This is a genomic window from Thalassotalea marina, assembly GCF_014656435.1.
Lineage (GTDB): Bacteria > Pseudomonadota > Gammaproteobacteria > Enterobacterales > Alteromonadaceae > Thalassotalea_C > Thalassotalea_C marina.
Genome location: NZ_BNCK01000007.1, coordinates 42132 through 65656 on the forward strand (window position 1 = coordinate 42132; position 23525 = coordinate 65656).

The following is a 23525-nucleotide window of genomic DNA, read 5'->3' on the forward strand; positions in this document are numbered from 1 at the left end:
CTAACAATGACCATAATGTTCAACACACCATATTTGTACAATAGTACAATATCTAGTATCAGAAAATTTTACAGTTTAATATTGTTTAATTTTTAGCCCAAATCTACTCCCTGAAAATTTTCTTTTATTTCTATAACTTAAGTCTAATTTTAAACTTTGGCACGACTGATGCTTTATTCATCACGCTTTTACTCAACAAATTATTTAAAGCTAAACAAACTTATATTTAACGGAGATAACAATGAACTTTAAAAAAGGACTAGCAATTGGCTTAGCAGCCATGGGTTTGTCACTATCAGCTCAAGCCAGTGAAATTAACGTTGGCGGTGTAGTTTGGGATCCTGATTCAGTAAACTCATTCCCTTCAGCTGAAGATTTTTTCTCGAGTGGTAATTTATTTGAGAATTTTGCCGTTAATCCTGGCGATATCGTAACTGGTTTTGGTGTTTTCGATCAATTCAACAGCGATGTAAACAATGCAGCATCTTTCTGCCCAGGTTGTGAATTAACATTTACCTTTACAATGGAATTAGTTCAATTCAATGATTTTGGTGGTGGTGCAGGTACATTTGAATTTACAAACATGATGATCGATATCTATGTAGATCACAACCCTAACTATGTAGGTACTCAAGCAACTGCCAGTGAAGGTAACCTATGGTTACAACTTGCAGGCGCTACAAACCTAACTGGTTTTGGTACTAACTTAGGTACAGGTTCTGATACTGGTACAGGCGCTATCAACTTAGACGTTGTCGGCGGATTAGCAGCATCTAACTTTGATACTAATATGGAAGCTGGCGGATCAGACCTAATTTTGTCTTCTTCATTCCAACCTGGTGGTCCTAACGGCCTATTAAAAGGTGGTTTTGAGTTAACTGGTAACTCTATCCCTGAGCCTACTTCAATTGCTTTATTAGGTTTAGGTTTATTAGGTTTTGCTGCTGCTCGTAAGCGCAATGCTTAATCAATAAATTTCATATATATTAAGGCCGCTTCTGCGGCCTTTTTTTATATCTCTTCTTTTTTATTCAAACTCAAAAGCATACTATTTAGGCATTCGGTATCGAAAAATTTTACACTCTCTATTTTTGACCTTGTAAGGCAAATTCCAAAACAATAATTATTCCTTTAACATTCAACACCTTAAAAACATTTCAAAACATTGGCACACAAATAGCTTATACATTGGCATATCACGTAGTTCCTTTTGGGCTAGTAAAAGATTTATAGCAGGAGATATTTAAATGAACTTTAAGAAAGGTTTAGCAATTGGTTTAGCAGCACTAGGTTTATCAATGTCAGCTCAAGCAGCTGAAATTAATGTTGGTGGTGTTGTTTGGGATCCAGATTCAGTTAACTCATTCCCAGCAGCTGAAGACTTTTTCAGCAGCGGTAACATTTTTGAAAATGCAGCTTTTCAATCTGGTGATATTGTTAACGGTTTTGGTATTTTCGACCAGTTTAACAGCGACGTTAATAACGTAAATTCGTTCTGCCCAGGTTGTGAGCTTACATTTACTTTTTCTATGGAATTAGTAGACTTCAACCCAATTGCTGGCAACATGGGTACGTTTGAATTCAAAAACCTAGCAATTGATATTTTTGTTGACCACAACCCTAACTATGTTGGTACACAAGCAACTGCTAGTGAAGGTACACTTTGGTTATCATTATTAGCAGATACAAACTTAACAGGTATCGGTACAAACTTAGGTACTGGTTCTGATACGGGTACTGGCTCTGCAAACTTAAGTGTTGTAGGCGGTATTGCTGCATCTAACTTTGATACTAACGGTGAAGCTGGTGGCTCTGACTTAGTTCTTTCTTCATCTTTCCAACCTGGTGGTCCTAACGGCCTATTAAAAGGTGGTTTTGAGTTAACTGGTAACTCTATCCCTGAGCCTACTTCTATCGCTTTATTAGGTTTAGGTTTATTAGGTTTTGCTGCTGCTCGTAAGCGCAAAGCTTAATCAATAAATTTCATATATATTAAGGCCGCTTCTGCGGCCTTTTTTTATATCTCTTCTTTTTTATTCAAACTCAAAAGCATACTATTTAAGCATTCGGTATCGAAAAATTTTACACTCTCTATTTTTGACCTTGTAAGGCAAATTCCAAAACAATAAATATTCCTTTAACATTCAACACCTTAAAAACATTTCAAAACATTGGCACACAAATAGCTTATACATTGGCATATCACGTAGTTCCTTTTGGGCTAGTAAAAGATTTATAGCAGGAGATATTTAAATGAACTTTAAGAAAGGTTTAGCAATTGGTTTAGCAGCACTAGGTTTATCAATGTCAGCTCAAGCAGCTGAAATTAATGTTGGTGGTGTTGTTTGGGATCCAGATTCAGTTAACTCATTCCCAGCAGCTGAAGACTTTTTCAGCAGCGGTAACATTTTTGAAAATGCAGCTTTTCAATCTGGTGATATTGTTAACGGTTTTGGTATTTTCGACCAGTTTAACAGCGACGTTAATAACGTAAATTCGTTCTGCCCAGGTTGTGAGCTTACATTTACTTTTTCTATGGAATTAGTAGACTTCAACCCAATTGCTGGCAACATGGGTACGTTTGAATTCAAAAACCTAGCAATTGATATTTTTGTTGACCACAACCCTAACTATGTTGGTACACAAGCAACTGCTGGTGAAGGTACACTTTGGTTATCATTATTAGCAGATACAAACTTAACAGGTATCGGTACAAACTTAGGTACTGGTTCTGATACGGGTACTGGCTCTGCAAACTTAAGTGTTGTAGGCGGTATTGCTGCATCTAACTTTGATACTAACGGTGAAGCTGGTGGCTCTGACTTAGTTCTTTCTTCATCTTTCCAACCTGGTGGTCCTAACGGCCTATTAAAAGGTGGTTTTGAGTTAACTGGTAACTCTATCCCTGAGCCTACTTCTATCGCTTTATTAGGTTTAGGTTTATTAGGTTTTGCTGCTGCTCGTAAGCGCAAAGCTTAATCAATAAATTTCATATGTAAAGGCCGCTTCTGCGGCCTTTTTTATTTTTAGAAATGCTATTTTCCAAGGTTAAGTACGAGGCAGATTTCTAGTATTTGTAGTATCAATAAATGAGTGGAGTAGTTTATAAACATAGCGCTGTATTAGGCCACAAGGGTGAGTAAACAATTCATTATGGCTTAGTTAGTTGCTATTAAATAAAGCTCTCTGATTTTCGAAAATATTTCATGCTGTTATTCTGAGTTTATAAGAAATTATATTTACTACTTATTTAAAATTTATCAGTCCCTTGTACATTATTTTATCTTATTAGAGTTACTAAAAAGGCTAACCAGTAAACTGATTAGCCTTTTTTGTTTTTAGTTAACTCTATGTGGTTATCGGACTAGCCTAAGATCCTATAAACGTTCTTTAAGCTTTAAAACTTCCCTTTGCGTATCTTTACTATCAATTTCAATACCCTCGATAACTCTTTTGGCTTTCTCCAAGCTACCTTTATTAATTAATTGATTAGCAAAGGCTAGTTTAGTTTTGGCATCCTTACTCCCTGCATTTATCGCCTTTTCTAGTACGTCAAAACTACCGCTGTCATTTAGCTCCGACAAAATCACACCATGTGTTTCTAAAATAGGTAATAAATTACTATTAAGTTTGTAAGCTTTTTCACTATAAACTTTGGCTTGATCCAATTGGTTTGTTTGATATAAAGCCCACGACAAGTTATTTAGTGCAATTATGTTATTCGGAGAATCAGTCAGTACCAATTTATACTGCTCTATTCTTTTATCAAGGTCATCGCCCGAATAAAGACTTGCCAATAACATACGAGTCTTCTCATCAGGATATTTAGCAATATGTTGCTCTAAGACCTTTTCTGCTTCAGACCTTTTGCCAGAGAAAAGTAACGCTCTCGAAAGGTGGATTGCGTATTTCGACGTTGGCTGTTTGTTATATGCTTCTGAAAACTCAGTAATCGCTTTTTCATATTGTTTATTTGCTAAAGCAGTTTGCCCTTTCACTGAATCAATGAAGGGATGGACTACATTCTTATCTTTGAGTTTCGTGAGGTAAAAGTTTGATTTGCTCTCGTTACCAGTGAGCATTTCATAATAAGCTAACAGCATTTCAAGGCGCGTATTATTAGGGAACAGCCTATACGCCTCCTCTCCTGCAGTTAACGCTTCATCAAATTGTTCTTCTATTTCTAATACGCCAATCATTCGTAGGTGAAGAATGTAGTTTTGTGGAAACAGTTTAACAGCTTGGCTAAAAACGTCTTTAGCATTTGTCAGTTGCCTGTTTTGCGTATAACTGTCACCTAAAATGATCCAGTAAGAATCGGGTAAACTATCAACATTTTTGATACTTTCAAGAACTTTAATTGCTTCTTTAATTTCACCATTTAAGCGATAATTCTGCGCTAGTCCTAACATTAAACCAATGTTACTTTTATCGTTTTTAGATAACTGTTCAATAAAAGTAATCGACTTATCTAGCGAGTTTGTTTTTTGTGCTAAAAGGCTATAACGATTTAGCGCACCTAAATGGTTCGGCGATAATTCAATGATTTTTTCATATAATGTATTAGCTTTATCGGGTGCCGACTCTTCACTTAAAATTGCTAAATTATATAACGCTGCTAAATTTTCCGGCTCTTTTGATAAGACTGTTTCAAACGATTTTATCGCCAACTCTTTATTATCATGTTTTACAGCAATAATGCCCTGAAGAAGCTGCCCTGCGGTTAAATGGCTATCATCATTTAACCACTTATCAGCAATAGCTTGTGCTTTTTCGTCTAGTCCAAATCGCAAATATTGTAAAGCCAATGAAAGCTCTACATCTTCAAGTGATGGATCTAGCTTTAAGGCATATTCGATTGATTGTAATCCGGATAAATCTTTTTGTGATAATAATAGTGCCCCTTTCTGAATAGCAATCGACGGGTCATCTGGAGATAAAGCCTGTGCTTTATTCAAAAGTGTTTGTGCCGAATTAAAATCATTTGCAGCAACAAGAGCTAGGCTTGATTCTTTAAGGATATCAACATCAGACTGAGTTAACCCTTCCAGTATCGCGTAATTTTCTAACGCCTCATCAGTATAGCCAAGCTTAGCTTTTACAACAGCAAGCACTTTTTGCAATGGATGTGACGGGGGTAATCTGTCTTCTATATTTTTTAACTGAGAATATGCTTGTTCTAATTCGCCAAGTTTGTATGCACTTACACCCGCGACCATTCGTGCAACATCAAATTGCAATCCACTTTTTATCGCTATTTCTGCATGTCCGATGGCTGAACGATAATCTTCCTTACTAAATTCAATCTGCGATTTATATTGATGTGCCAAAGGAGCATCTTTAAATCGAGCCAAGATATCATCTACTAATGTTTCGGCTTTGTCGTATTGTTCATCTCGAATTAGCGCTTGAATTAAAAACAGCGTAATAGCGTAATCTTTTGGTGCAATTTCTACGTGTTTAGCAAAACTTTCACTTGCCCCAGCATAGTCTTGTTTGGCTGATCGTAAATGTCCTTGTAAAATTAATGCTTCTCTGTTTAACGGTGCGTTAGCTAACAAATCATTAATAGTTGCCAAACTTTCGTCGATATTGCCGTTAGCATATGTCGAATAGGCTGTTGATAGCTTGCCAAAGGTTGTTGAGGGGTTGATACCCTTTGCTTGTTGCAGGTAATCTTGCCCTTGGCTATTGTCATTAGCATTTAATGAACTTACACCAGCATAAAATAAAACACCTTGGTAATTTTGGTCGCTAAGCGAACTGTGATTTTCGAGCAATAACTTAATGCCATCTACATCTCCAAGCTTTGCTCTAGCTACCGCCAAATTCAAAACGGCTTTTTCGTCTGATGTTCCAAGTTTTATTGCTTGTTCTAGCTCTTTATCTGCACTGACATATACACCTTGTGATAGGTAGGCTAAACCTAAACTCAAACGTGCTGCCGCGTTTTTAGGATCAACTCGAACCGCATTTTTGAACTGTACAATGGCATCAGCGACTTTTTGTTGTTCGAGAGAGCTGTTTCCTTGTGCCAAATATTCATCTGACGTTTTTTCACTACAAGCTGCTAGTCCTAATCCCATGGCGACTGCAAATGACAGATTGATAATGTTATGTTTTTTCATCTTTATTCCTTAAGATCTAAATTTTGTTCAACAACTCAGATATTTTTGATTTTTGTTTTTCTGTTTGAGGTTTCACATCCAACAACAGTGCTTTAGCTTCATTGGTGCGACTGTTTAATAGTAATATTTCAATGTAATGTAACTTGATATCAATGTCGCGACCATTCACTAAGTCATATGCTTCTTTCGACTTATTTAACGCTTCTCGTTTACGGTCAAGTTTACTTAGCACTTGAGCATAGGTATCTACAACATTAGGCACCTTAGGTGCCAATTCATAAGCTTTTTCAGCATGAGTTAACGCTTCTTCCAAAGAATTATCTTCCATTGCTAACCAAGCAAGGTTATTTAAAGCGACAACATTTAATGGCTGTGACTTTACTATATCTCGATAAGAAACGAGTGCTTTACTTTGATCAACTTGTGCATACATACTGGCCAGTAAATCTTTAGCTCTAACATCTTTAGCATTTTTTTCAATATGCTCTTCTAGAAACTCGACCGCTTTAGTCATTGTACTAGCTTCTTGCAGTGCTAATGCATATAACACCGCATTCTGACTTGATGAAAACGATTGATAATACTCGCCTAAATGCTTTACTGCTTTAGCGAAGTCTTTTTCCAAAAACGCAATTCGGCCAATTATACCTGTGGTTATACTGTCATTAATTTGTGTTTTATCGATGTCAGCAAACAAGCGTTTTGCCTCATCAACTTTCCCGCTATCAAGCAATAACTGCATTTTCACTAATTTCAGTTCTGTGTTATCGCTATGAACACCGTTAATAGCTTTGTTCAAAGAAGTTAATGCACGATCAATTTGTCTTGTTTTTACAAAATAATCAGCCAACAACATCACAGGCTCAATGTGATAAGGGTTTACATCATTCCACTTTTCTAACGTTTGCCTAATCAAATCGCCTTTTTGCATACGTTGATGAGCAAATAATTGTAGCTGCCATACTTTCTTAGGCGTTTGCATATTAAGGGTTAACTGATCTGCAACAGCTAATAGATCTTTTAACTTTTTCTGGTCTGCTAATGCTTCCATATACAACACTGCATAAGTGTTTTTATTTTCAGCCTGTTCAAATGCCGCCTTAATTAACCCCAATGCTTGTTCTGACTTTTCCAAAGCATAATGAATACGCAACGCTTTAACATGATTAGGGTGTTTTTCAACGGCTTGTTTTGCTAAAGTAGACGCTTTTTCTTTGTCACCTTGAGCATTAAATACCGCTGATAGCTCAGTCATGGCAAAAATGTTATCGGGTACAACTTCTAAGCTCTTCTCTAATTCCTTCTTTGCCGCATCTAAGTTCTTTAGTCGAATATAAACTGCAGCTGCCATGTTATAACCATCAGCTTTTTCAGGATTTTTTTCTTGCCAATTCTTGGCAATTGACAATGCTTTTTCTGTATCCCCTTGCTCTAATGCAACGTAGGAAAGCGCTAATTCAGCACCGATCAATTCTGGGTTTTCACGAACTGCTTTTTCTATATCTTCAACACCAGATAGATCACTCATCAACAATTTAAGTACACCTTGGCGACTTGCAGCCAGTGGGCTATCAATTGTCGGTGTTTGGCCTACTAGCTGTTTTGCCTGCTCAGTGGCGCCAACAGAAAGTAAATTAAAGCTCAAAGACGACATGAACTCCTGATCTGCTTCAGTAACTGGTTGGTAGTTTTCTAATGCCGCAGCAATGTTTTCAATAGAGCCCAAGTGAAATTGACTCACGGCATACATTTTTCTCGCAGCGTGTTCAGGTGTTAACTGATGTAAGATACTGCCCAAGTGATGATTTGCTTGTTCATAGTTTGCTTGATAAAACGCACTAGCACCGGCAACAAGTCTTAAATGTGGCACCATGTAACCATTTTGTAGACCCTTTTCAGCAACTTCTTGGGCTAATTTATAGTCTTTTTCAGCAAACCGGACGACAGCTTTTACATATAACGCAACAGGCTGGTTTGGTACTGCTGATAAAATGGCATCTGCATATTGTTCTGCTTCTAAGTAATCATCGGTTTTGACTAAGGTGTCAGCCAACAATAAATAAATCAGCTTAGATTGGGGCTGCAACTTTTGGTAATGTTTAAAACTTTTTGCAGCAGACTCATAATCTGATTGGCCAGCAAATATTTGCCCCTGAAGCATTACAGCCTCTGGGTTATCTGCTAACACGCTGAGACTTTTTTCCACCAATGTCGATGCTTTATCCATCTTTTGTTCGGCAAGCGCAACGTATGCGTTGGCCAATATCGCATGGGCATTAGCAGGTAACATGTCGTTAATGCGTTTAACCAATTCTCTTGCTTTGTCTAACTCATTACTTCTGATCAGAGCAAGTGTTTGATAAGAGAAGTACTCAACTTTCTCTTCTAATGTTAACTTTTCTGCAGCCTCACCTAACTCAAGTACACTGTCGTTCTGATCTGAAACCAAATACGCCCTTGCAAGTGAAGATATTAAACCTCGACCTTCATATTTAAGAGATTGGCCTTTTTCTAATTCTTTTATTGCGCCTAAGTTTTCACCACGGGATAAATAAAACTGACCAAACTTAACACGCAAATTTGCGTCATTTGGTGCTAACTGCACAGCATTTTTGAAAGCGATTTCTGATTCTTTAAATTTGTTTTCTTTTTCTAGTTGCTCAGCTTGCGCTAAATAAGTTTCCACCGTTTGTTTTTCACCACAAGCAGTTAGTGACAATACAACAGCTAGGGCTAATGCATGTTTTCTTGGGTTCATTGATTTTTCCCTGTGTCTTTTTATTATTTTTAAACATTCAGCGTGCTATTTATACTTAAACACACACATTTCAAATAAACAAAAGCTCACTAAGTGTGAGCTTTTTATTTCTTAACCTCGAGTATTTAGGAGAGGTTTATTAATATCCAACTTACTGTAGCAAGTATGGTCTGTTACTAAAATAAGTACGTCGGCCCATTCATCTATCTCTTTCACTGACTCTATGCGAGTACAGTCCCAAGTTGGCACAAATGGGTCGTGATAACTCACTTCTATACCATTTTTGACAAAGTGTTCCAATATTGCGTCAGCAGGTGTTTCACGGCAATCATCAACGTTTGCTTTGTATGCAACGCCTAAAATGCCAATTCTTTTGCCATTGACAGACTTAAGTAATTCAATGGCTTGATCTGCTACTTTTGCCGGACGCTCATCATTGATTTTTCGCGCCATACGTACAAAGTCGCCAGCTTTAGTGTTTTCAACTAAAAACCACGGATCGATTGGAATACAATGACCACCTACACCAGGGCCTGGTGTTAATACATTCACACGAGGATGACGATTAGCTAATTTGATCACTTCGTATACGTCAACATCAAGCTCTTGTGCAACTTCTGCTAACTCGTTAGCAAAAGCAATACCTACGTCACGAGAGGTATTTTCAACTAACTTAACACACTCAGCGGTTGTCAAATCAGTTAAGAACACTTCTCCTTTAACAAAACTTTGGTAAATTCGTTTAACCTTTTGTTGAGCTTGCTCATTTGAAGCGCCAATAATTCGGTCGTTATGAACTAATTCATGTAGAGTTTGACCTGGAATTGCGCGCTCAGGGCAATGAACTACATCAATAGTTAACCCTGCATCGGCAAAGCGTTGTTCTACCGCTAAGCTAGTTTGCGGCGAGATGGTTGATTCAACAATAACGGTTTGACCATTTTTAGCTACTTTAGCAATGGCATCAACCGCGCTGAATACGTAGCTGCGATCACAGCTGTTGTCTTTATGTGGCGTTGGTACTGCAACCAAATAGGTATCAGCACTTGGAATGTCGGTTGACGCTTTTAAGAAGCCTTGTGACACAACCTTTTTCACTAATTCAGGCATACCCACTTCATCAAATGGACATTCGCCACGGTTTATTGCATCAACTTTATCTTGGCTTAAATCTACACCAGTAACCGAGTAACCCGCTTGTGCAATTAAGCTAGAAATGGGTAATCCCATATAGCCCATGCCGATGACGGCTATTGACTCATTTCGCGCGATAATGGTTTCATCTTTAGCTGTTTCAGTACCCGTAATAATATCTAAAATGGTTTCCGCGACATGGCCGTCACCAAACGGATTTTCCCAACTAAATTTATCAGCTGCAAGCCATTTTTCTGCTGCAGCTACGGCTTTATCACCATTTCGTCCAACTAGAACATTCGCGCCTACTTCTATAGACTCAGGACGTTCGGTATTTTCACGTAAAGTAATACATGGCACACCTAATAAGCACGCTTCTTCTTGAATACCACCTGAATCGGTCAAGATTAAACGGGCATGTTTCTGTAACTGAATAAAATCCAAATAGCCTATTGGTGGTAGTAGCTTAAGATAACTAGGAACCTCAATGTTAAATTCTTTTAATTTAGCTTGTGTTCTTGGATGAATTGGCCAGACGATAGTTTGGCTATATTTTGCATGTAACTGATCAAATAGCGCTAATAATTCTTTCAGATTTGAGGGAATATCAACATTTGATGCACGATGCGCCGTCACCAAAAAGTAAGATTTATCCGTAACGCCTAGCTCTTGTAATATCGTGCTTTTTTCAGCTGATATTTCCAAGTGCTGGAACAAGGAGTCAGATACGGTATTACCAACAGTAAAAATTTTATCGGCACTAATACCTTCTTTAGACAGAATTTTGTGCTGGTTTGGACCAACAGCAAATAAATAGTCACTAATGTGATCTGTCATAATACGGTTAGTTTCTTCTGGCATTGTTCTGTCATAACTGCGCAAGCCTGCTTCAATATGACCAACTTTAATGCCAAGTTTAGATGCCGCAAGTGCACCAGCTAACACCGTATTGGTATCGCCTTGCACTAACACTACGTCAGGTTTTTCTTCCAATAAAATAGGTTCCATTTTGATTAAAATGTTACCTGTTTGGTTACTGTGCAACCCAGAGCCTACACCTAGATTATAGTGAGGTTGTGGTAGGTGTAATTCCTTAAAAAAGATACTATCCATTTCTTCAGAGTAATGCTGATTTGAATGAATAATAAAATATGGAATATCACGCTCTTGGCATTGACGAATAACGGGTGCCATTTTGATAATTTCAGGACGTGTTCCTACAACTATCCCAATTTTCATAATTAATTCCTTATTGAACAGCCTTTAACTGACTAAACGTTATTTAAATACCAAGGCATCGCTTCTAAAATACCTTGCTGAATTTTGTGACTTGGTTGGTAACCTAAGTTGTTTTTGGCTTTTGAAATATCAGCCTGAGAATGCCTGACATCTCCTGCTCTAAAATCTCTGTATTCAGCATCAAGTGCAACCGACACGTCATTTTCGGTTAATGCTTGTTTAATGGATGAATACAAGTCATTTAAAGTTGTGCGGTCGCCAACAGCAACGTTATACACTTCATTTTTGACGTCGTCTGAAGCTGTTGCAGCAAGAATATTCATCTGCACTGTGTTATCGATATAACAAAAATCACGGCTAGTTAAACCATCACCATTAATAAAAACTTGTTCACCTTTGATCATTGCTGCTGTCCACTTTGGAATAACGGCAGCGTATGCTCCATCAGGATCTTGCCTGCGACCAAAAACATTAAAATATCTCAAGCCAATACACTTAAAATCATAAGTGCGAGCGTAAACACTTGCATAAAGCTCATTTACATATTTAGTGACGGCATACGGCGACAATGGATTACCAATATTTTCTTCAACTTTTGGTAACGCTGGATGGTCGCCATAGGTTGAACTGCTCGCGGCATATACAAAGCTCGCTACTTGGTTTTGTTTTGCAGCTTCTAGCATATTCAAGAAACCAGTTACGTTAGCCGCATTTGAAGTAATAGGGTCAGCAATTGAACGAGGTACTGAGCCCAACGCCGCTTGATGAAGTACGTAATCCACATTTTGTGTTGCCTTTAAGCAAGTATCAAAATCTCGAATATCACCTTCTATAAAAGAAAAACCTTGCCATTGCTGTGCTGAAACTAAATTTTTAACTTCATCAAGGTTCTTTTGATAACCCGTGGCAAAATTGTCTAAACCAATAACGGTTTGGTTTAGTTTTAGTAAGTTTTCTAATAAATTAGAGCCAATAAAACCAGCCACACCGGTGACTAACCACGTTTTTGGCGACTGTAATAATTCAGCTTTTACACGCTCAAACTGTGTCACTTCTCTTTCCTTTTTGTTAATTACAAACGCATATCTACGTAGTTTTTATCGAGTGCGCATTTTAAATCGTACAACACGTGATTTTCACGGCCAAACGCTTTAATGTCGGCAATGTCCATTGCTTTAAATTCTTTATGAGCTACTGCAAGAATCACCGCGTCATATTGCCCTTTTTCAGGGTTCGACGTTAATTCAATGCCATACTCTTCAAAGGCTTCTTGGCTCTCACAAAGTGGATCTACGACATCAACATTGACATTGTATTCTTTTAACTCTTCGATAATATCAACTACACGCGTATTTCTTAAATCAGGACAGTCTTCTTTAAAAGTTAACCCCATCACCAAAACATTTGCTTGGTCAACTTGGATTTTCTTTTGCAACATACCTTTAATTAATTGAGAAACAACGTATTGACCCATACCATCGTTTAAACGACGACCAGCCAATATCATTTCAGGGTGATAACCTACCGCCTGAGCCTTGTGGGTCAAGTAATAAGGGTCGACACCAATACAGTGCCCGCCAACTAAACCAGGTCTAAATGGTAAAAAGTTCCATTTAGTGCCAGCGGCTTCCAACACTTCTAATGTATCAATACCTAGTCGATTAAAAATAATAGAAAGCTCATTAACAAGGGCAATATTGACATCACGTTGCGTATTTTCAATGACTTTAGCAGCTTCTGCTACTTTAATTGAAGAAGCTTTATACGTGCCCGCAGTGATGATTTCTCGATATAGGGCATCAACTTTTTCAGCAACTTCAGGTGTAGAACCAGATGTTACTTTTAGAATACTCGGCAAACGGTGCGTTTTGTCGCCTGGATTGATACGCTCTGGGGAATAACCAACGAAGAAGTCTTCATTAAAGGTTAATTGAGATTCTCGTTCAAGAATTGGCACACAATCTTCTTCTGTTGCGCCTGGGTAAACAGTCGATTCATAAACAACTATTGACCCTTTACAGATAACTTTTCCTAATAATTCAGAAGCTTTTATAAGCGGCGTTAAATCAGGTTGCTTGTGTTTATCAATAGGTGTGGGGACGGTAACAATATAAAAGTCACACGAAGAAATATCTGATGGCACCGTGGTACATGAAAGATGTGTCGCTTGCGCTAACTCTTCACTAGTTACTTCCAATGTTCTATCAATGCCTTGATTGAGCTCTTTTACTCGACCTTCGTTTATGTCAAAACCGATCGTTTGGAACTTTTTACCAAACTCAACGGCTAGAGGAAGACCAACATATCCAAGTCCAATTATTGCAACCTTAGGTTTAGAAATTAAATCCATATTTTATACCTAGCAAACTGAAATTTTAGTTCTTAAAATTTGATTATATTCAATGGCAAATACCAATATCTTCGCCATGTTAACATGGATAGCATTGTATCGATAATGCCATTAATTAACTAGATATAATCGCATTAATGCTCAAATTAGCTAACTGGTTTTTCCAGTTAGGTGATGCAAGTGTATGGTTTGCCTCTTTAACGAGTACTAACGAGTGAAAATCGAGCTTTTTCCATGACGCGTTCGATTGAATGAGTTGCGAAAATTCCTGTGCCGTTAGATCGTTTTCACTGAGAATAATGTCTATGTTCCCCTTAAAGCCTCTTAGCCCAGAATACATTGAATCAACAAAGTTGTTTGTCGATGTTTGTTGGGCATTCTGCTGAAACTGCGCTATATCTGCAGCGCTTTGTTTTACATTAACTCGACCTAAAAACAGCTTCTTCCAAAAAGACAGGCTCAATAGCCGCTGCACATAATAAAACTTGATATAGGTTTTGGCTTCTATCGCTCTGGATTTGACCCAAGGGTTTACTAATGTTACCTGCGAAATTTTGTTTGGGGCATGCTCTAAGTACATGGCAATTGCTGACGCTGCATCACATAAACCCCATAACGACAGGTATTCAATATCCGGATACATTTCTTTGAAAAAAACTACGGCACTAGCAATGTCATTAACTGTTTCGGTAAAAGGTTGAATAATGCCACTACTATCGCCAGCACCACGATAATCAAAACGCAGAACATTTATCTGCTTTTTGTTTAACTCTCTTGCCAATTGAACAAAACTACGGTGACTGCCATGACGAGTTTGAGGGCCTCCAACAACAATGATGACACCATGTTTTGCGGCAGGATGACAGTGCATTATCCCTTGCAATAATTCGCCTTTACATTCAAAGCTTACCGCTAGCTCTTCACTGTGCATTGTCATTTATCACCCTTATGCTTGATTCAATCAACTCATCAGGCACAATCAGCTCCGTAGCTTGCCAAAACTTTTCTACGTTTAGCGTTTCAAACGCGAACCCTGTGTGAGTTTGCCAATCAAGTAAGTACTTTTCTCTACTTACTGCCATAACATTATCGACACTAAACTCGAACCATATAGTATTTGTACTTTCAGCAAATTTTATTTGTAGATCTTGTAGCGAATCAAGCATTAACGTTGGGATTTCATAACCTGCAAAAAGTTGACAGTTTGGGTTACTAGCATGTTGGCCTTGTTGTTGAGTCAACGCCGTTCGCTTTAACTGTTTAATGTACTTTTTGCCACTAAATTCAGGGTGCCAAAATACGACTTGATCAACCAAATTGACCGAAGCTTCTGTCAGGATTAACGATGCGGAGTGGCAGCAAACAAGAGTAACATTGGCACTATTATGTTTTTTTTGAGCATGCTGGCACACTTGTTCTAGCTCTTTTTGCCAGACATTTAGTTTAGCTTGGGTTAAGCAACCTTGACTGTCGCCTGTACCGCTGTAATCAAAAACAATTGAGGACACCCCTTGTTGATGCAGTCCAATCGCCAATTTAGTGTATACATGGCGTATGGTATTAGCATCTTCAAACAACGGGGGAGCAAATACCACGACCTTTTTACATGGCGTGCATACTCTTTCAAGCAAATAAAGTTGCTCATAAGGGCCTTGCCAAAAACAGGCAGCGGTTTGAGTTTTCATTATTGATTAATAATAAGTGCAGCAACCGAATCAACGGTAGCGAAGTTTTCTGCAGTTATGTCGTCATCATCTAATTCAATATCAAAGTTATCTTCTAGTTCGCCAATTAAATTAACTATGGTCATTGAATCAAACTCTGGCACAGCACCAAATAACTCAGGTTGCTGTGACCAATAATTGCTCTCATAAGAGGGCATTAAGCGTGTAAGTATCGTAATGATAGTGCTTTTAACAGACTCTTCAGTCATTTTTTTTCCGTAAAATAGAGGTTAATAAGTGTTTTAGTGTCGGCAAAAAGCCGCGTTTCAACCATGACAAAATACCAAAGAAAGTTCGACAGTTAAACAACAAGTAGCTACTGCGCAACCGGCTCTGACTCATCCATTCTTGTTTATAGGCTTCATTACCCATACCAAAATCTATTGTTAGTACACCAAACTTTTCAATCGCGCATTTTGACATGTCGGCGGAAAGCAGTGAGCCTACTGATAAATGCTGAAAATGAGGATCGTAGGCTAATTTGAAAATTGACGCACATCGATTCTCGATAAACCAAATCTGTGCTGCTGCTGGCTTTTTATCAATGGTTAACATGGCAAAACATAGCTTGTTGGCTTTTAACGCTTCTAAACACATCTCTCGAATAAAGGCATAACTATACTCATCGCCCTTCCAACTCAATTGATATATCTCTTGGTAATGGGCAAACAATTTATCAAAGCTTTGCAAATCTACCGCATATTCAATATTCACACCTAAGGACTGAGCTTTTTTAAGTTTTCTTTTAATGGTGTTTTTAAGCCTAGACGGTCGCTCACTTAGATAATGTTCATAAGAATTAATATCGGTTTCAAACCAGTTGTGCTGAATGGCGACTTTACGTTTAAAGACAGGTATTTGCACAATGACTTTGCTTTCTAGCTGATCTAATGGCCCAAGCAATAGCTGATGCCAAACGTTGTTATTAACAATGTGATGCAACAATTTATGCTTAAAATGCTCTTTGTCATCTTTAGTAAATATTTTGGCCTCACATGAGTAGAAACTCGTTAAATTGGCCAGCTGAATCATACCAGACGAATTCTTGGTGTTTATTAGTGGCAAAGCTGCCACTAATTCACCTGCCTGCCATAACGTATGAGCCTGACAGACATTATCATTGTTTAAGTATCGATCAGTAGCTAGCAGCCAATGCAAAGTATGTTCGAAATATTTAGGCACAAACTGTTGCTGCCAAACCTCGGGGCACAGTTCACTTAACTCGATGACTCGATAATGATAAGTCATTAATTTTGTCTAAGAATCGCCAATATTTGATCGGTTTTGTCGCGCATTAACTGCTCGTCACCACGCGTCTCGACATTAAGTCTTACCACAGGTTCTGTATTACTTGAGCGCAGATTAAAACGCCATTGTTCAAAGCTCAAACTGATGCCGTCGACGTATTCAATCGATAAAGCCTCATCTTTAAACTGATTTAAAACTCGCTCAATTGCGGCTTTTGGATCAGTTAATTTGCTATTGATCTCTCCAGGTGATGGATAAAGGGCAATTCTATCGGCCACCAGCGTTGATAAAGGTTGACCTTTTAAACAAATAAGCTCAGCAACAAGTAACCAAGGGATCATGCCACTATCACAATAAGCGAAATCTTTGAAATAATGGTGCGCACTCATTTCACCACCATAAACGGCATCTTCGGCACGCATCCTTTCTTTAATAAAAGCATGCCCTGTTTTACTTTCAATCGCTTGACCGCCCGCTTGCTCAACAATGTCGATAGTATTCCATGTTAATCGAGGGTCATGGATGATCTTTGCACCTGGATTTTTAGATAAGAAATTTTCTGCTAATAAGCCAACGATATAATACCCTTCAATAAACTGCCCTTTTTCATCAAATAAAAAGCAACGGTCAAAATCGCCATCCCACGCAATACCTAAATCAGCTTTGTGTGCTAGTACTGCATTGGTTGTTACCGGCTGATTTTCATGAAGTAACGGGTTTGGAATGCCATTTGGAAAAGTGCCATCTGGTTCATGGTGGATTTTAATGAACTCTACAGGCAAATTAAGCTTGTTAAATGCATGTTCAATATGATCTAAAGCTGGGCCTGCTGTGCCATTGCCGGCGTTAACAACAATACGCAAGGGTTTGATATTGCTCGTATCTATGTAAGAAAGTAAATGTTCAGTATATGCTTCACTGATATCGTGTTGTGTTATTTGTCCTTTCTTTTCAACTGCGACAAAACTGTTCTCTTCAGCAAGTATTTGAATATCGCGTAAACCTGTATCACCACTGATAGGTTTACTGTGTTCACGCACTAACTTCATACCATTGTAATCTATCGGGTTATGACTTGCGGTTACACAAATGCCACCACCGGCATTTAAATGGCTAGTAGCAAAATAAATATGTTCCGTACCCGCTAACCCCAAATCAATAACGTCAGTTCCGCCATCAGTTAGGCCTTGTGCCAACGCGTTTTTCAATGATTCACTTGTTAACCTAACATCGCCACCAACAACGACATTTTTTGCTTGAGTAAATTGCGCATAGGCTCTACCTATTCGATAAGCAACATCTTCGTTTAATTCTTCACCCAATTTGCCGCGGATGTCATAAGCTTTAAAACAAGTGAGTTTTTTTGTGTCCATATTTGTCATTCTTTATTCAATTATTAATAAAACGAGTTGTACCAGTGTACAAATTTATCTACACCTTCACTAAGTTCCGTATTAGGCTTAAATTCAACCTTTTCAAATAAATCTTCTACATCGGCATACGTTTGATAAACATCGCCAGGCTGCATTGGTAAAAAGTTTATATTAGCTTTTTTAGCCAAAGATTGTTCAAGAGCTTGAACAAAATCTAATAGCTTTACCGGACGGCCATTACCAATATTGAATATTTGATACGGCGCCGAGCTAGTTGAAGCATTTCCAATTTCAACAGTCCAAGTTTTGTCTGATTTAGGAATAACATCTTGAATACGGATAATACCTTCGACAATATCGTCAATATAAGTAAAATCTCGGAACATATCCCCATGATTGTATACTTCAATTGGTTTACCTTCGAGGATGGCCTTGGTAAATTTAAATAAGGCCATATCAGGTCGCCCCCAAGGCCCATAAACGGTAAAAAACCTAAGCCCCGTAGTGGGTAATTGATACAAATGGGCATAGCTATGTGACATCAACTCATTGGATTTTTTAGTTGCAGCATACAATGAAACGGGGTGATCAACTGAATCATTAGTTGAAAATGGCGTTTTGTTATTTAAGCCATAAACCGAACTTGAAGACGCATACACCAAATGCTCAACATCTGTGTTGCGACACCCTTCGAGAATATTAAGGTGCCCTATTAAATTGGATTGTCCATACACTAAAGGATTATCAATCGAGTATCTAACGCCTGCCTGCGCAGCCAGATGAATCACCCGTTGAAACTTTTGTTCCTTGAACAGTTGAGAAATGGCTTTGTCATCAGCTAAGTCCATTTGCACAAACGTAAAACACGGATATTGCTTTAGCTGTTCTAGTCGAGCAAATTTAAGCTTAGGATCATAATAATCATTGAGATTATCCAGACCAACAACGTCATGACCTGCTTGGCACAAGCGCTGAGTCACATAAAACCCGATAAACCCTGCTGCGCCTGTTACCAAAATTTTCATGCAATTACCTGTTGCTTAGCACGACTATATCGCTGCTTTTTTAACACTCTGCCCACGTCCGATGCCATAATAAACGATGCCTTTTTCTTCCATTGCATCTGGTTCATAGAGGTTTCTACCATCAACAATCACAGGGTGGTTTAATTCGGCTACAATCAGATCAAAATCTGGCGCTCTAAAGCGGCTCCATTCAGTACATATGACTAGTGCATCGGCCCCTTGTAAAGCAGCTTCTTTGGTACCCATCAAGCGTAAATCGTCTCGTTTACCAAAAAGGCGTTGGCATTCTTCCATGGCTTCTGGGTCATATGCTTGCACTGAAGCCCCGGCACTCCACAAGGCTTCCATCAATGCAATTGATGAAGCTTCTCGCATATCATCAGTTTGCGGCTTAAATGATAAACCCCATAGGGCTATGTTTTTTTGGGCAAGCTGCCCATCAAAATAATCACTTAAATTTTCAAATAGCTTTTGTTTTTGTTTTACATTGACGTTTTCTACCGCTTGTAAGACCGCCGGCTGGTAATCCACTTCATGAGCAGTTCGAATTAATGCTTGTACATCTTTGGGAAAACAAGAGCCACCATAACCACAGCCTGGATAAATAAACTGATAGCCTATTCTAGAATCCGACCCGATACCGCGACGAACAGCCTCAATATCAGCTCCTAAACGCTCTGCCAAATTAGACATTTCATTCATAAATGAAATTTTTGTCGCCAGCATGGAATTAGCTGCGTATTTCGTTAGCTCGGCCGAACGAACATCCATAAATATCATTCGGTCATGATTGCGATTAAAAGGCGCATACAATTCTGTCATCGCCTTTTTTGATTTTTCGTTTTCACTACCAACAACGATTCTATCCGGCTTTTTACAATCGTTAACCGCCGCGCCTTCTTTGAGGAATTCGGGGTTTGATACCACATCAAAATCAATAGTGACATTGCGTTGGGCCAACACCTCTGCAATTTGAGCTCGCACTTTATCAGCAGTGCCAACAGGGACTGTTGATTTATTGACGATTATTTTGTGCTGCTCCATATGAGTAGCAACAGTTGCCGCAACCGCTAATACGTATTTTAGATCTGCCGAGCCGTCTTCATCAGGTGGCGTTCCGACAGCAATAAATTGTATATCGCCATGAGATACCCCATGCTCACTACTCGTGGTAAATTCCAATAAACCGTTTTGATACCCCTCTTGTACCAATGGTGTAAGGCCTGGTTCATAGATAGGGATAATGCCTTTTTTTAAATCGTCAATTTTACGCTGATCTATATCGACACATACTACGTGATGCCCGACAGAGGCTAATACTGCCGCTTGTACTAAACCGACATATCCTGTACCAAAAACGGTTACTTTCATTTCAAACTTCTCTAACTTAACTTTAATTTTATCTAATTTCTAGGCTCGACCGTATCGATCTTCAAAGCGAACAATGTCATCTTCACCTAAATAACTACCTGATTGCACTTCAATCATTTCTAAAGGTAGTTTACCCGGGTTTTCAAGTGCATGTACCGCACCTATTGGAATGTATGTTGATTCATTTTCCGTTAACAATACCGTTTTATCGTCAATGGTCACTTTTGCTGTACCAGAAACAATAATCCAATGTTCAGCTCTATGATGATGCATTTGTACTGACAATTTTGCACCTGGTTTAACGGTGATGCGTTTAACTTGGAAACGCTCGCCGTTATCAACAGAATCGTACTTACCCCAAGGACGATAAACTTCACGCTGGAAAGATACTTCCGAACGATTAGCTTGTTTTAACTGTTCAACAATATTTTTTACATTTTGCGCTTTGTCTTTATCTGCAACAAGTACAGCGTCTGGCGTATCAACAATCACTAAATTTTCAACACCCAATGCTGCAATTAATCGACTACTGCTATTGAGATAACAATTGCGGGTGTCATCAGTTACAACATCACCAAAGCACACGTTATTATTGTCATCACTTGCTGGAAGCACGTCGGCCAATGCTGAATATGAGCCTACATCGTTCCAACCTGCATCAAGTGGAACAACTACAGCCTGTGCTGTTTTTTCCATCACGGCATAATCAATAGACTCGCTTATACAAGATAAAAATGCTTCTTTATCTGGGCGTAAAAAGTCTAGATCGTGTTGAACATTGCTCATAGCTTGCTGACATACAGACAGTATTTCTGGGCAGTACTTTTCTAATTCATCTAAAAAGGTTTTTGCCTTAAACATAAACATGCCGCTATTCCAAAGGTATTCACCTGATGCGACATATTGCTCAGCAACCGCTTGATTAGGTTTTTCGACAAACTGTTTTACCGCACTAAAGTCTTCGGAAGATCTTTCAAACTGAATATAGCCATAGCCAGTTTCTGCGCGATCAGGAACAATGCCAAAAGTAGCTAACTTGTTACTTGCCGCTGCTGATGCAGCATGAACAATTGCTTTGTGGAAAGCTGATTGATCTTCAATCACGTGATCAGCTGCGAGAATTAGTAATACGGCATCAGGGTTATCTTTATAGGCATGCAATGCCGCCAGCGCTACTGCAGGAGCGGTATTCCTGCCTTCTGGCTCAAGTAAAATTGTTGCATTATCTTGGCCTATTTGACGCAATTGCTCTGCCAACATAAATCGATGTTCTTCGTTACAAATAAATGTAGCGTCAGCCATACCTTGGGGTAAACGTAAAATGGTTTCTTGCACCATTGAATTTTTTGATGTTAAAGGTAAAAACTGTTTAGGTGTGAATGTGCGAGATAGTGGCCATAAACGTGTACCACTTCCACCACAAAGAATTACCGGAATAATGACAGAGTTATCCATTGATCTTCCATAAATGATGAATTTATTTATAATACGCTCCATCATAAGTGATTTAAGCAGGCTTCGAAAGTACTCTATCAAAAGAAACAGAGTATCTTTGTTAAACTTAAATTAATCTTTTAGCCTCTCATTAGGCTGACACAGGGAAAGAGATGTTATTCAATTCAGCCGAGTTTTTATTCCTTTTTCTTCCAATAACAATATTTCTGTTTTTACAGCTCGCTAAAAACTTTGGCAATCAAATAGCTATCGCAGGATTGGTTGTTTGCTCGTTATTTTTCTATGGTTGGTGGAACCCTGCATATTTAGTCCTTCTATGTGGATCCATGGTATTTAACTACCATTTAGGTAACAGGTTAAGTAACAACGCCAACAAAAAGCTGTTAGTTTTTGGTATTTCAGTTAACTTATTTGCCATTGCCTATTTCAAATATGCTGGCTTTATCTTACAAAATGTTAACGCGTTTACTGACAGTAACTATTCATTAGGCAATATCGTATTACCATTAGCCATTTCTTTTTTCACCTTCCAGCAAATTGCTTACTTAGTTGATTCATATAAAGGCATTACTAAGGAGTATAGTTTTTTACACTACTCATTGTTTGTATCATTTTTTCCTCAATTAATAGCGGGCCCCATTGTTCATCACAAGGATATGTTGCCGCAGTTCAACCGAACTAAGGCATATCAACTCAACAGTAATGATGTGGCCATCGGTTTAACAATATTTGCCATTGGATTTTTTAAGAAAACCGTTTTGGCTGATGGAATAAGTGTGTATGCCAACCCAGTTTTTAGTCTGGCTGAACAGGGACAAAGCATCGACTTTTTAACTGCGTGGGGTGGAGCATTAGCCTACAGCTTTCAGCTGTATTTTGATTTTTCTGGCTATTCAGACATGGCGATTGGACTCGCCAGGATCTTTGGTATTGTGCTGCCTCTGAATTTTTATTCTCCATACAAAGCTGCAAATATCTCAGAGTTCTGGCGCCGATGGCACATGACACTGTCCCAGTTTCTTAGAGATTATGTCTACATTGCGCTTGGAGGAAACCGAAAAGGCCAAGCTTCGCGCTACACTAACTTGATGATTACTATGCTTTTAGGTGGTCTTTGGCATGGAGCAGGTTGGAACTTCGTCATTTGGGGTGGACTACATGGTTTGTATTTGGTCACTAACCATGGATGGCAATACTTGCTGAAATTTGCAAAATTGGATGTACAAGATAATTCCTTCTATAAGTACGCAGCATGGTCTATTACTATGCTTGCAGTTATTGTCGGTTGGGTATTTTTCAGAGCGCCAACGTTAGATGGAGCGCTTGCCATGTTAAGCGGTATGATGGGCATGAATGGGATCGCACTTCCTAATGCTATTTTTGTTAAATTACAACCACTGCACTCTTTGTTTGAAGCTGCAGGAATTACATCATTTCTTGGGGGCGGTAACGACTTTGTAGCAACTTGGTTATGGATAATTGCACTGACATTTGTCGCATTGGTGTTACCAAACATTCAAGATATGTTTGCCAAACATAACGCGTCACTGAGCGATTTAAGCTATGACAGTAAAAACGCAATATGGCCATTAAAGTCGATGGTTTACAAATTAACATTTATACCAAATAAAAAGTTTGCTTTCTGCAGTGCGCTTGCATTTGTATTGGGGTTGTTAACACTCAACCAGGTCAGTGAATTTTTATACTTTCAGTTTTAATT

The 23525-nt window shown here is 38.6% G+C and carries 17 protein-coding genes; 4 read left to right on the forward strand and 13 right to left on the reverse strand.

Annotated elements, in window-relative coordinates:
• Positions 1-241 precede the first annotated feature (241 nt).
• The 3 genes from IE199_RS14995 (at position 242) to IE199_RS15005 (ending at position 2979) form a co-directional block, all read left to right on the forward strand.
• A complete protein-coding gene (locus IE199_RS14995) occupies positions 242-967 on the forward strand; it encodes a PEP-CTERM sorting domain-containing protein (RefSeq protein WP_189772109.1) in 726 nt (241 codons plus the stop codon).
• A gap of 280 nt (positions 968-1247) precedes the next feature.
• Positions 1248-1973 (forward strand): PEP-CTERM sorting domain-containing protein, encoded by a 726-nt coding sequence (locus IE199_RS15000; protein ID WP_189772110.1) that lies wholly within the window; start codon positions 1248-1250, stop codon positions 1971-1973.
• A gap of 280 nt (positions 1974-2253) precedes the next feature.
• Positions 2254-2979, forward strand: a complete 726-nt coding sequence (locus tag IE199_RS15005; RefSeq protein WP_189772112.1) for a PEP-CTERM sorting domain-containing protein — start codon at positions 2254-2256, stop codon at positions 2977-2979.
• A gap of 398 nt (positions 2980-3377) precedes the next feature.
• Here the strand turns inward: IE199_RS15005 and prsT (IE199_RS15010) are convergent, their stop codons facing one another.
• The 13 genes from prsT (IE199_RS15010) to IE199_RS15070 all read right to left on the reverse strand — a co-directional run bounded on the left by prsT (IE199_RS15010) (position 3378) and on the right by IE199_RS15070 (position 21790).
• Positions 3378-6128 (reverse strand): XrtA/PEP-CTERM system TPR-repeat protein PrsT, encoded by a 2751-nt coding sequence (prsT, locus tag IE199_RS15010; protein WP_189772114.1) that lies wholly within the window; start codon positions 6126-6128, stop codon positions 3378-3380.
• A gap of 16 nt (positions 6129-6144) precedes the next feature.
• Positions 6145-8886 carry an XrtA/PEP-CTERM system TPR-repeat protein PrsT gene (gene prsT / locus IE199_RS15015; RefSeq protein WP_189772116.1) on the reverse strand — a complete coding sequence of 914 codons (2742 nt, stop codon included), beginning with the start codon at positions 8884-8886 and terminating at the stop codon, positions 6145-6147.
• Positions 8887-8997: 111 nt separating this feature from the next.
• Positions 8998-11259: a non-hydrolyzing UDP-N-acetylglucosamine 2-epimerase gene (gene wecB / locus IE199_RS15020; RefSeq protein WP_189772118.1), complete on the reverse strand. Its 2262-nt coding sequence runs from the start codon at positions 11257-11259 to the stop codon at positions 8998-9000.
• A gap of 32 nt (positions 11260-11291) precedes the next feature.
• Complete coding sequence (locus IE199_RS15025; protein WP_189772120.1) at positions 11292-12311, reverse strand: NAD-dependent epimerase/dehydratase family protein; 1020 nt, start codon at positions 12309-12311, stop codon at positions 11292-11294.
• 20 nt (positions 12312-12331) lie between these two features.
• Complete coding sequence (gene tviB, locus IE199_RS15030; RefSeq protein ID WP_189772121.1) at positions 12332-13609, reverse strand: Vi polysaccharide biosynthesis UDP-N-acetylglucosamine C-6 dehydrogenase TviB; 1278 nt, start codon at positions 13607-13609, stop codon at positions 12332-12334.
• Between the two features lie 115 nt (positions 13610-13724).
• Positions 13725-14546, reverse strand: a complete 822-nt coding sequence (locus tag IE199_RS15035) for a hydrolase 1, exosortase A system-associated (protein WP_189772123.1) — start codon at positions 14544-14546, stop codon at positions 13725-13727.
• A complete protein-coding gene (locus IE199_RS15040; protein ID WP_189772125.1) occupies positions 14530-15294 on the reverse strand; it encodes an alpha/beta hydrolase family protein in 765 nt (254 codons plus the stop codon). The genes IE199_RS15035 and IE199_RS15040 overlap by 17 nt, the downstream gene beginning before the upstream one ends.
• Positions 15294-15542, reverse strand: a complete 249-nt coding sequence (locus IE199_RS15045) for an acyl carrier protein (protein WP_229854754.1) — start codon at positions 15540-15542, stop codon at positions 15294-15296. Before IE199_RS15045 ends, IE199_RS15040 begins: the two co-directional genes overlap by 1 nt.
• Positions 15535-16581 (reverse strand): GNAT family N-acetyltransferase, encoded by a 1047-nt coding sequence (locus IE199_RS15050; RefSeq protein ID WP_189772128.1) that lies wholly within the window; start codon positions 16579-16581, stop codon positions 15535-15537. Before IE199_RS15050 ends, IE199_RS15045 begins: the two co-directional genes overlap by 8 nt.
• A complete protein-coding gene (locus tag IE199_RS15055; protein ID WP_189772130.1) occupies positions 16581-17954 on the reverse strand; it encodes a phosphohexomutase domain-containing protein in 1374 nt (457 codons plus the stop codon). Before IE199_RS15055 ends, IE199_RS15050 begins: the two co-directional genes overlap by 1 nt.
• Positions 17955-17977: 23 nt before the next feature.
• Complete coding sequence (locus IE199_RS15060) at positions 17978-18979, reverse strand: NAD-dependent epimerase (protein ID WP_189772132.1); 1002 nt, start codon at positions 18977-18979, stop codon at positions 17978-17980.
• Between the two features lie 24 nt (positions 18980-19003).
• Positions 19004-20350 (reverse strand): UDP-glucose dehydrogenase family protein, encoded by a 1347-nt coding sequence (locus IE199_RS15065; protein ID WP_189772134.1) that lies wholly within the window; start codon positions 20348-20350, stop codon positions 19004-19006.
• Between the two features lie 39 nt (positions 20351-20389).
• Positions 20390-21790 carry a mannose-1-phosphate guanylyltransferase/mannose-6-phosphate isomerase gene (locus IE199_RS15070; protein WP_417852000.1) on the reverse strand — a complete coding sequence of 467 codons (1401 nt, stop codon included), beginning with the start codon at positions 21788-21790 and terminating at the stop codon, positions 20390-20392.
• A gap of 167 nt (positions 21791-21957) precedes the next feature.
• Between IE199_RS15070 and IE199_RS15075 the strand changes: the two genes are divergently transcribed.
• Complete coding sequence (locus tag IE199_RS15075; RefSeq protein WP_189772138.1) at positions 21958-23523, forward strand: MBOAT family O-acyltransferase; 1566 nt, start codon at positions 21958-21960, stop codon at positions 23521-23523.
• Positions 23524-23525 lie beyond the last annotated feature (2 nt).

Bases quoted from the DNA above. Each gene is read 5' to 3' on its own strand.
- wecB (WP_189772118.1), bottom strand. From the start codon at position 11,259: ATGAAAATTGGGATAGTTGTAGGAACACGTCCTGAAATTATCAAAATG.
- IE199_RS15060 (WP_189772132.1), bottom strand. From the start codon at position 18,979: ATGAAAATTTTGGTAACAGGCGCAGCAGGGTTTATCGGGTTTTATGTG.
- IE199_RS15055 (WP_189772130.1), bottom strand. From the start codon at position 17,954: ATGGACACAAAAAAACTCACTTGTTTTAAAGCTTATGACATCCGCGGC.
- IE199_RS15065 (WP_189772134.1), bottom strand. From the start codon at position 20,350: ATGAAAGTAACCGTTTTTGGTACAGGATATGTCGGTTTAGTACAAGCG.
- IE199_RS14995 (WP_189772109.1), top strand. From the start codon at position 242: ATGAACTTTAAAAAAGGACTAGCAATTGGCTTAGCAGCCATGGGTTTG.
- IE199_RS15050 (WP_189772128.1), bottom strand. From the start codon at position 16,581: ATGACTTATCATTATCGAGTCATCGAGTTAAGTGAACTGTGCCCCGAG.
- tviB (WP_189772121.1), bottom strand. From the start codon at position 13,609: ATGGATTTAATTTCTAAACCTAAGGTTGCAATAATTGGACTTGGATAT.
- prsT (WP_189772116.1), bottom strand. From the start codon at position 8,886: ATGAACCCAAGAAAACATGCATTAGCCCTAGCTGTTGTATTGTCACTA.
- IE199_RS15035 (WP_189772123.1), bottom strand. From the start codon at position 14,546: ATGACAATGCACAGTGAAGAGCTAGCGGTAAGCTTTGAATGTAAAGGC.
- IE199_RS15005 (WP_189772112.1), top strand. From the start codon at position 2,254: ATGAACTTTAAGAAAGGTTTAGCAATTGGTTTAGCAGCACTAGGTTTA.
- IE199_RS15040 (WP_189772125.1), bottom strand. From the start codon at position 15,294: ATGAAAACTCAAACCGCTGCCTGTTTTTGGCAAGGCCCTTATGAGCAA.
- IE199_RS15075 (WP_189772138.1), top strand. From the start codon at position 21,958: ATGTTATTCAATTCAGCCGAGTTTTTATTCCTTTTTCTTCCAATAACA.
- IE199_RS15045 (WP_229854754.1), bottom strand. From the start codon at position 15,542: ATGACTGAAGAGTCTGTTAAAAGCACTATCATTACGATACTTACACGC.
- prsT (WP_189772114.1), bottom strand. From the start codon at position 6,128: ATGAAAAAACATAACATTATCAATCTGTCATTTGCAGTCGCCATGGGA.
- IE199_RS15000 (WP_189772110.1), top strand. From the start codon at position 1,248: ATGAACTTTAAGAAAGGTTTAGCAATTGGTTTAGCAGCACTAGGTTTA.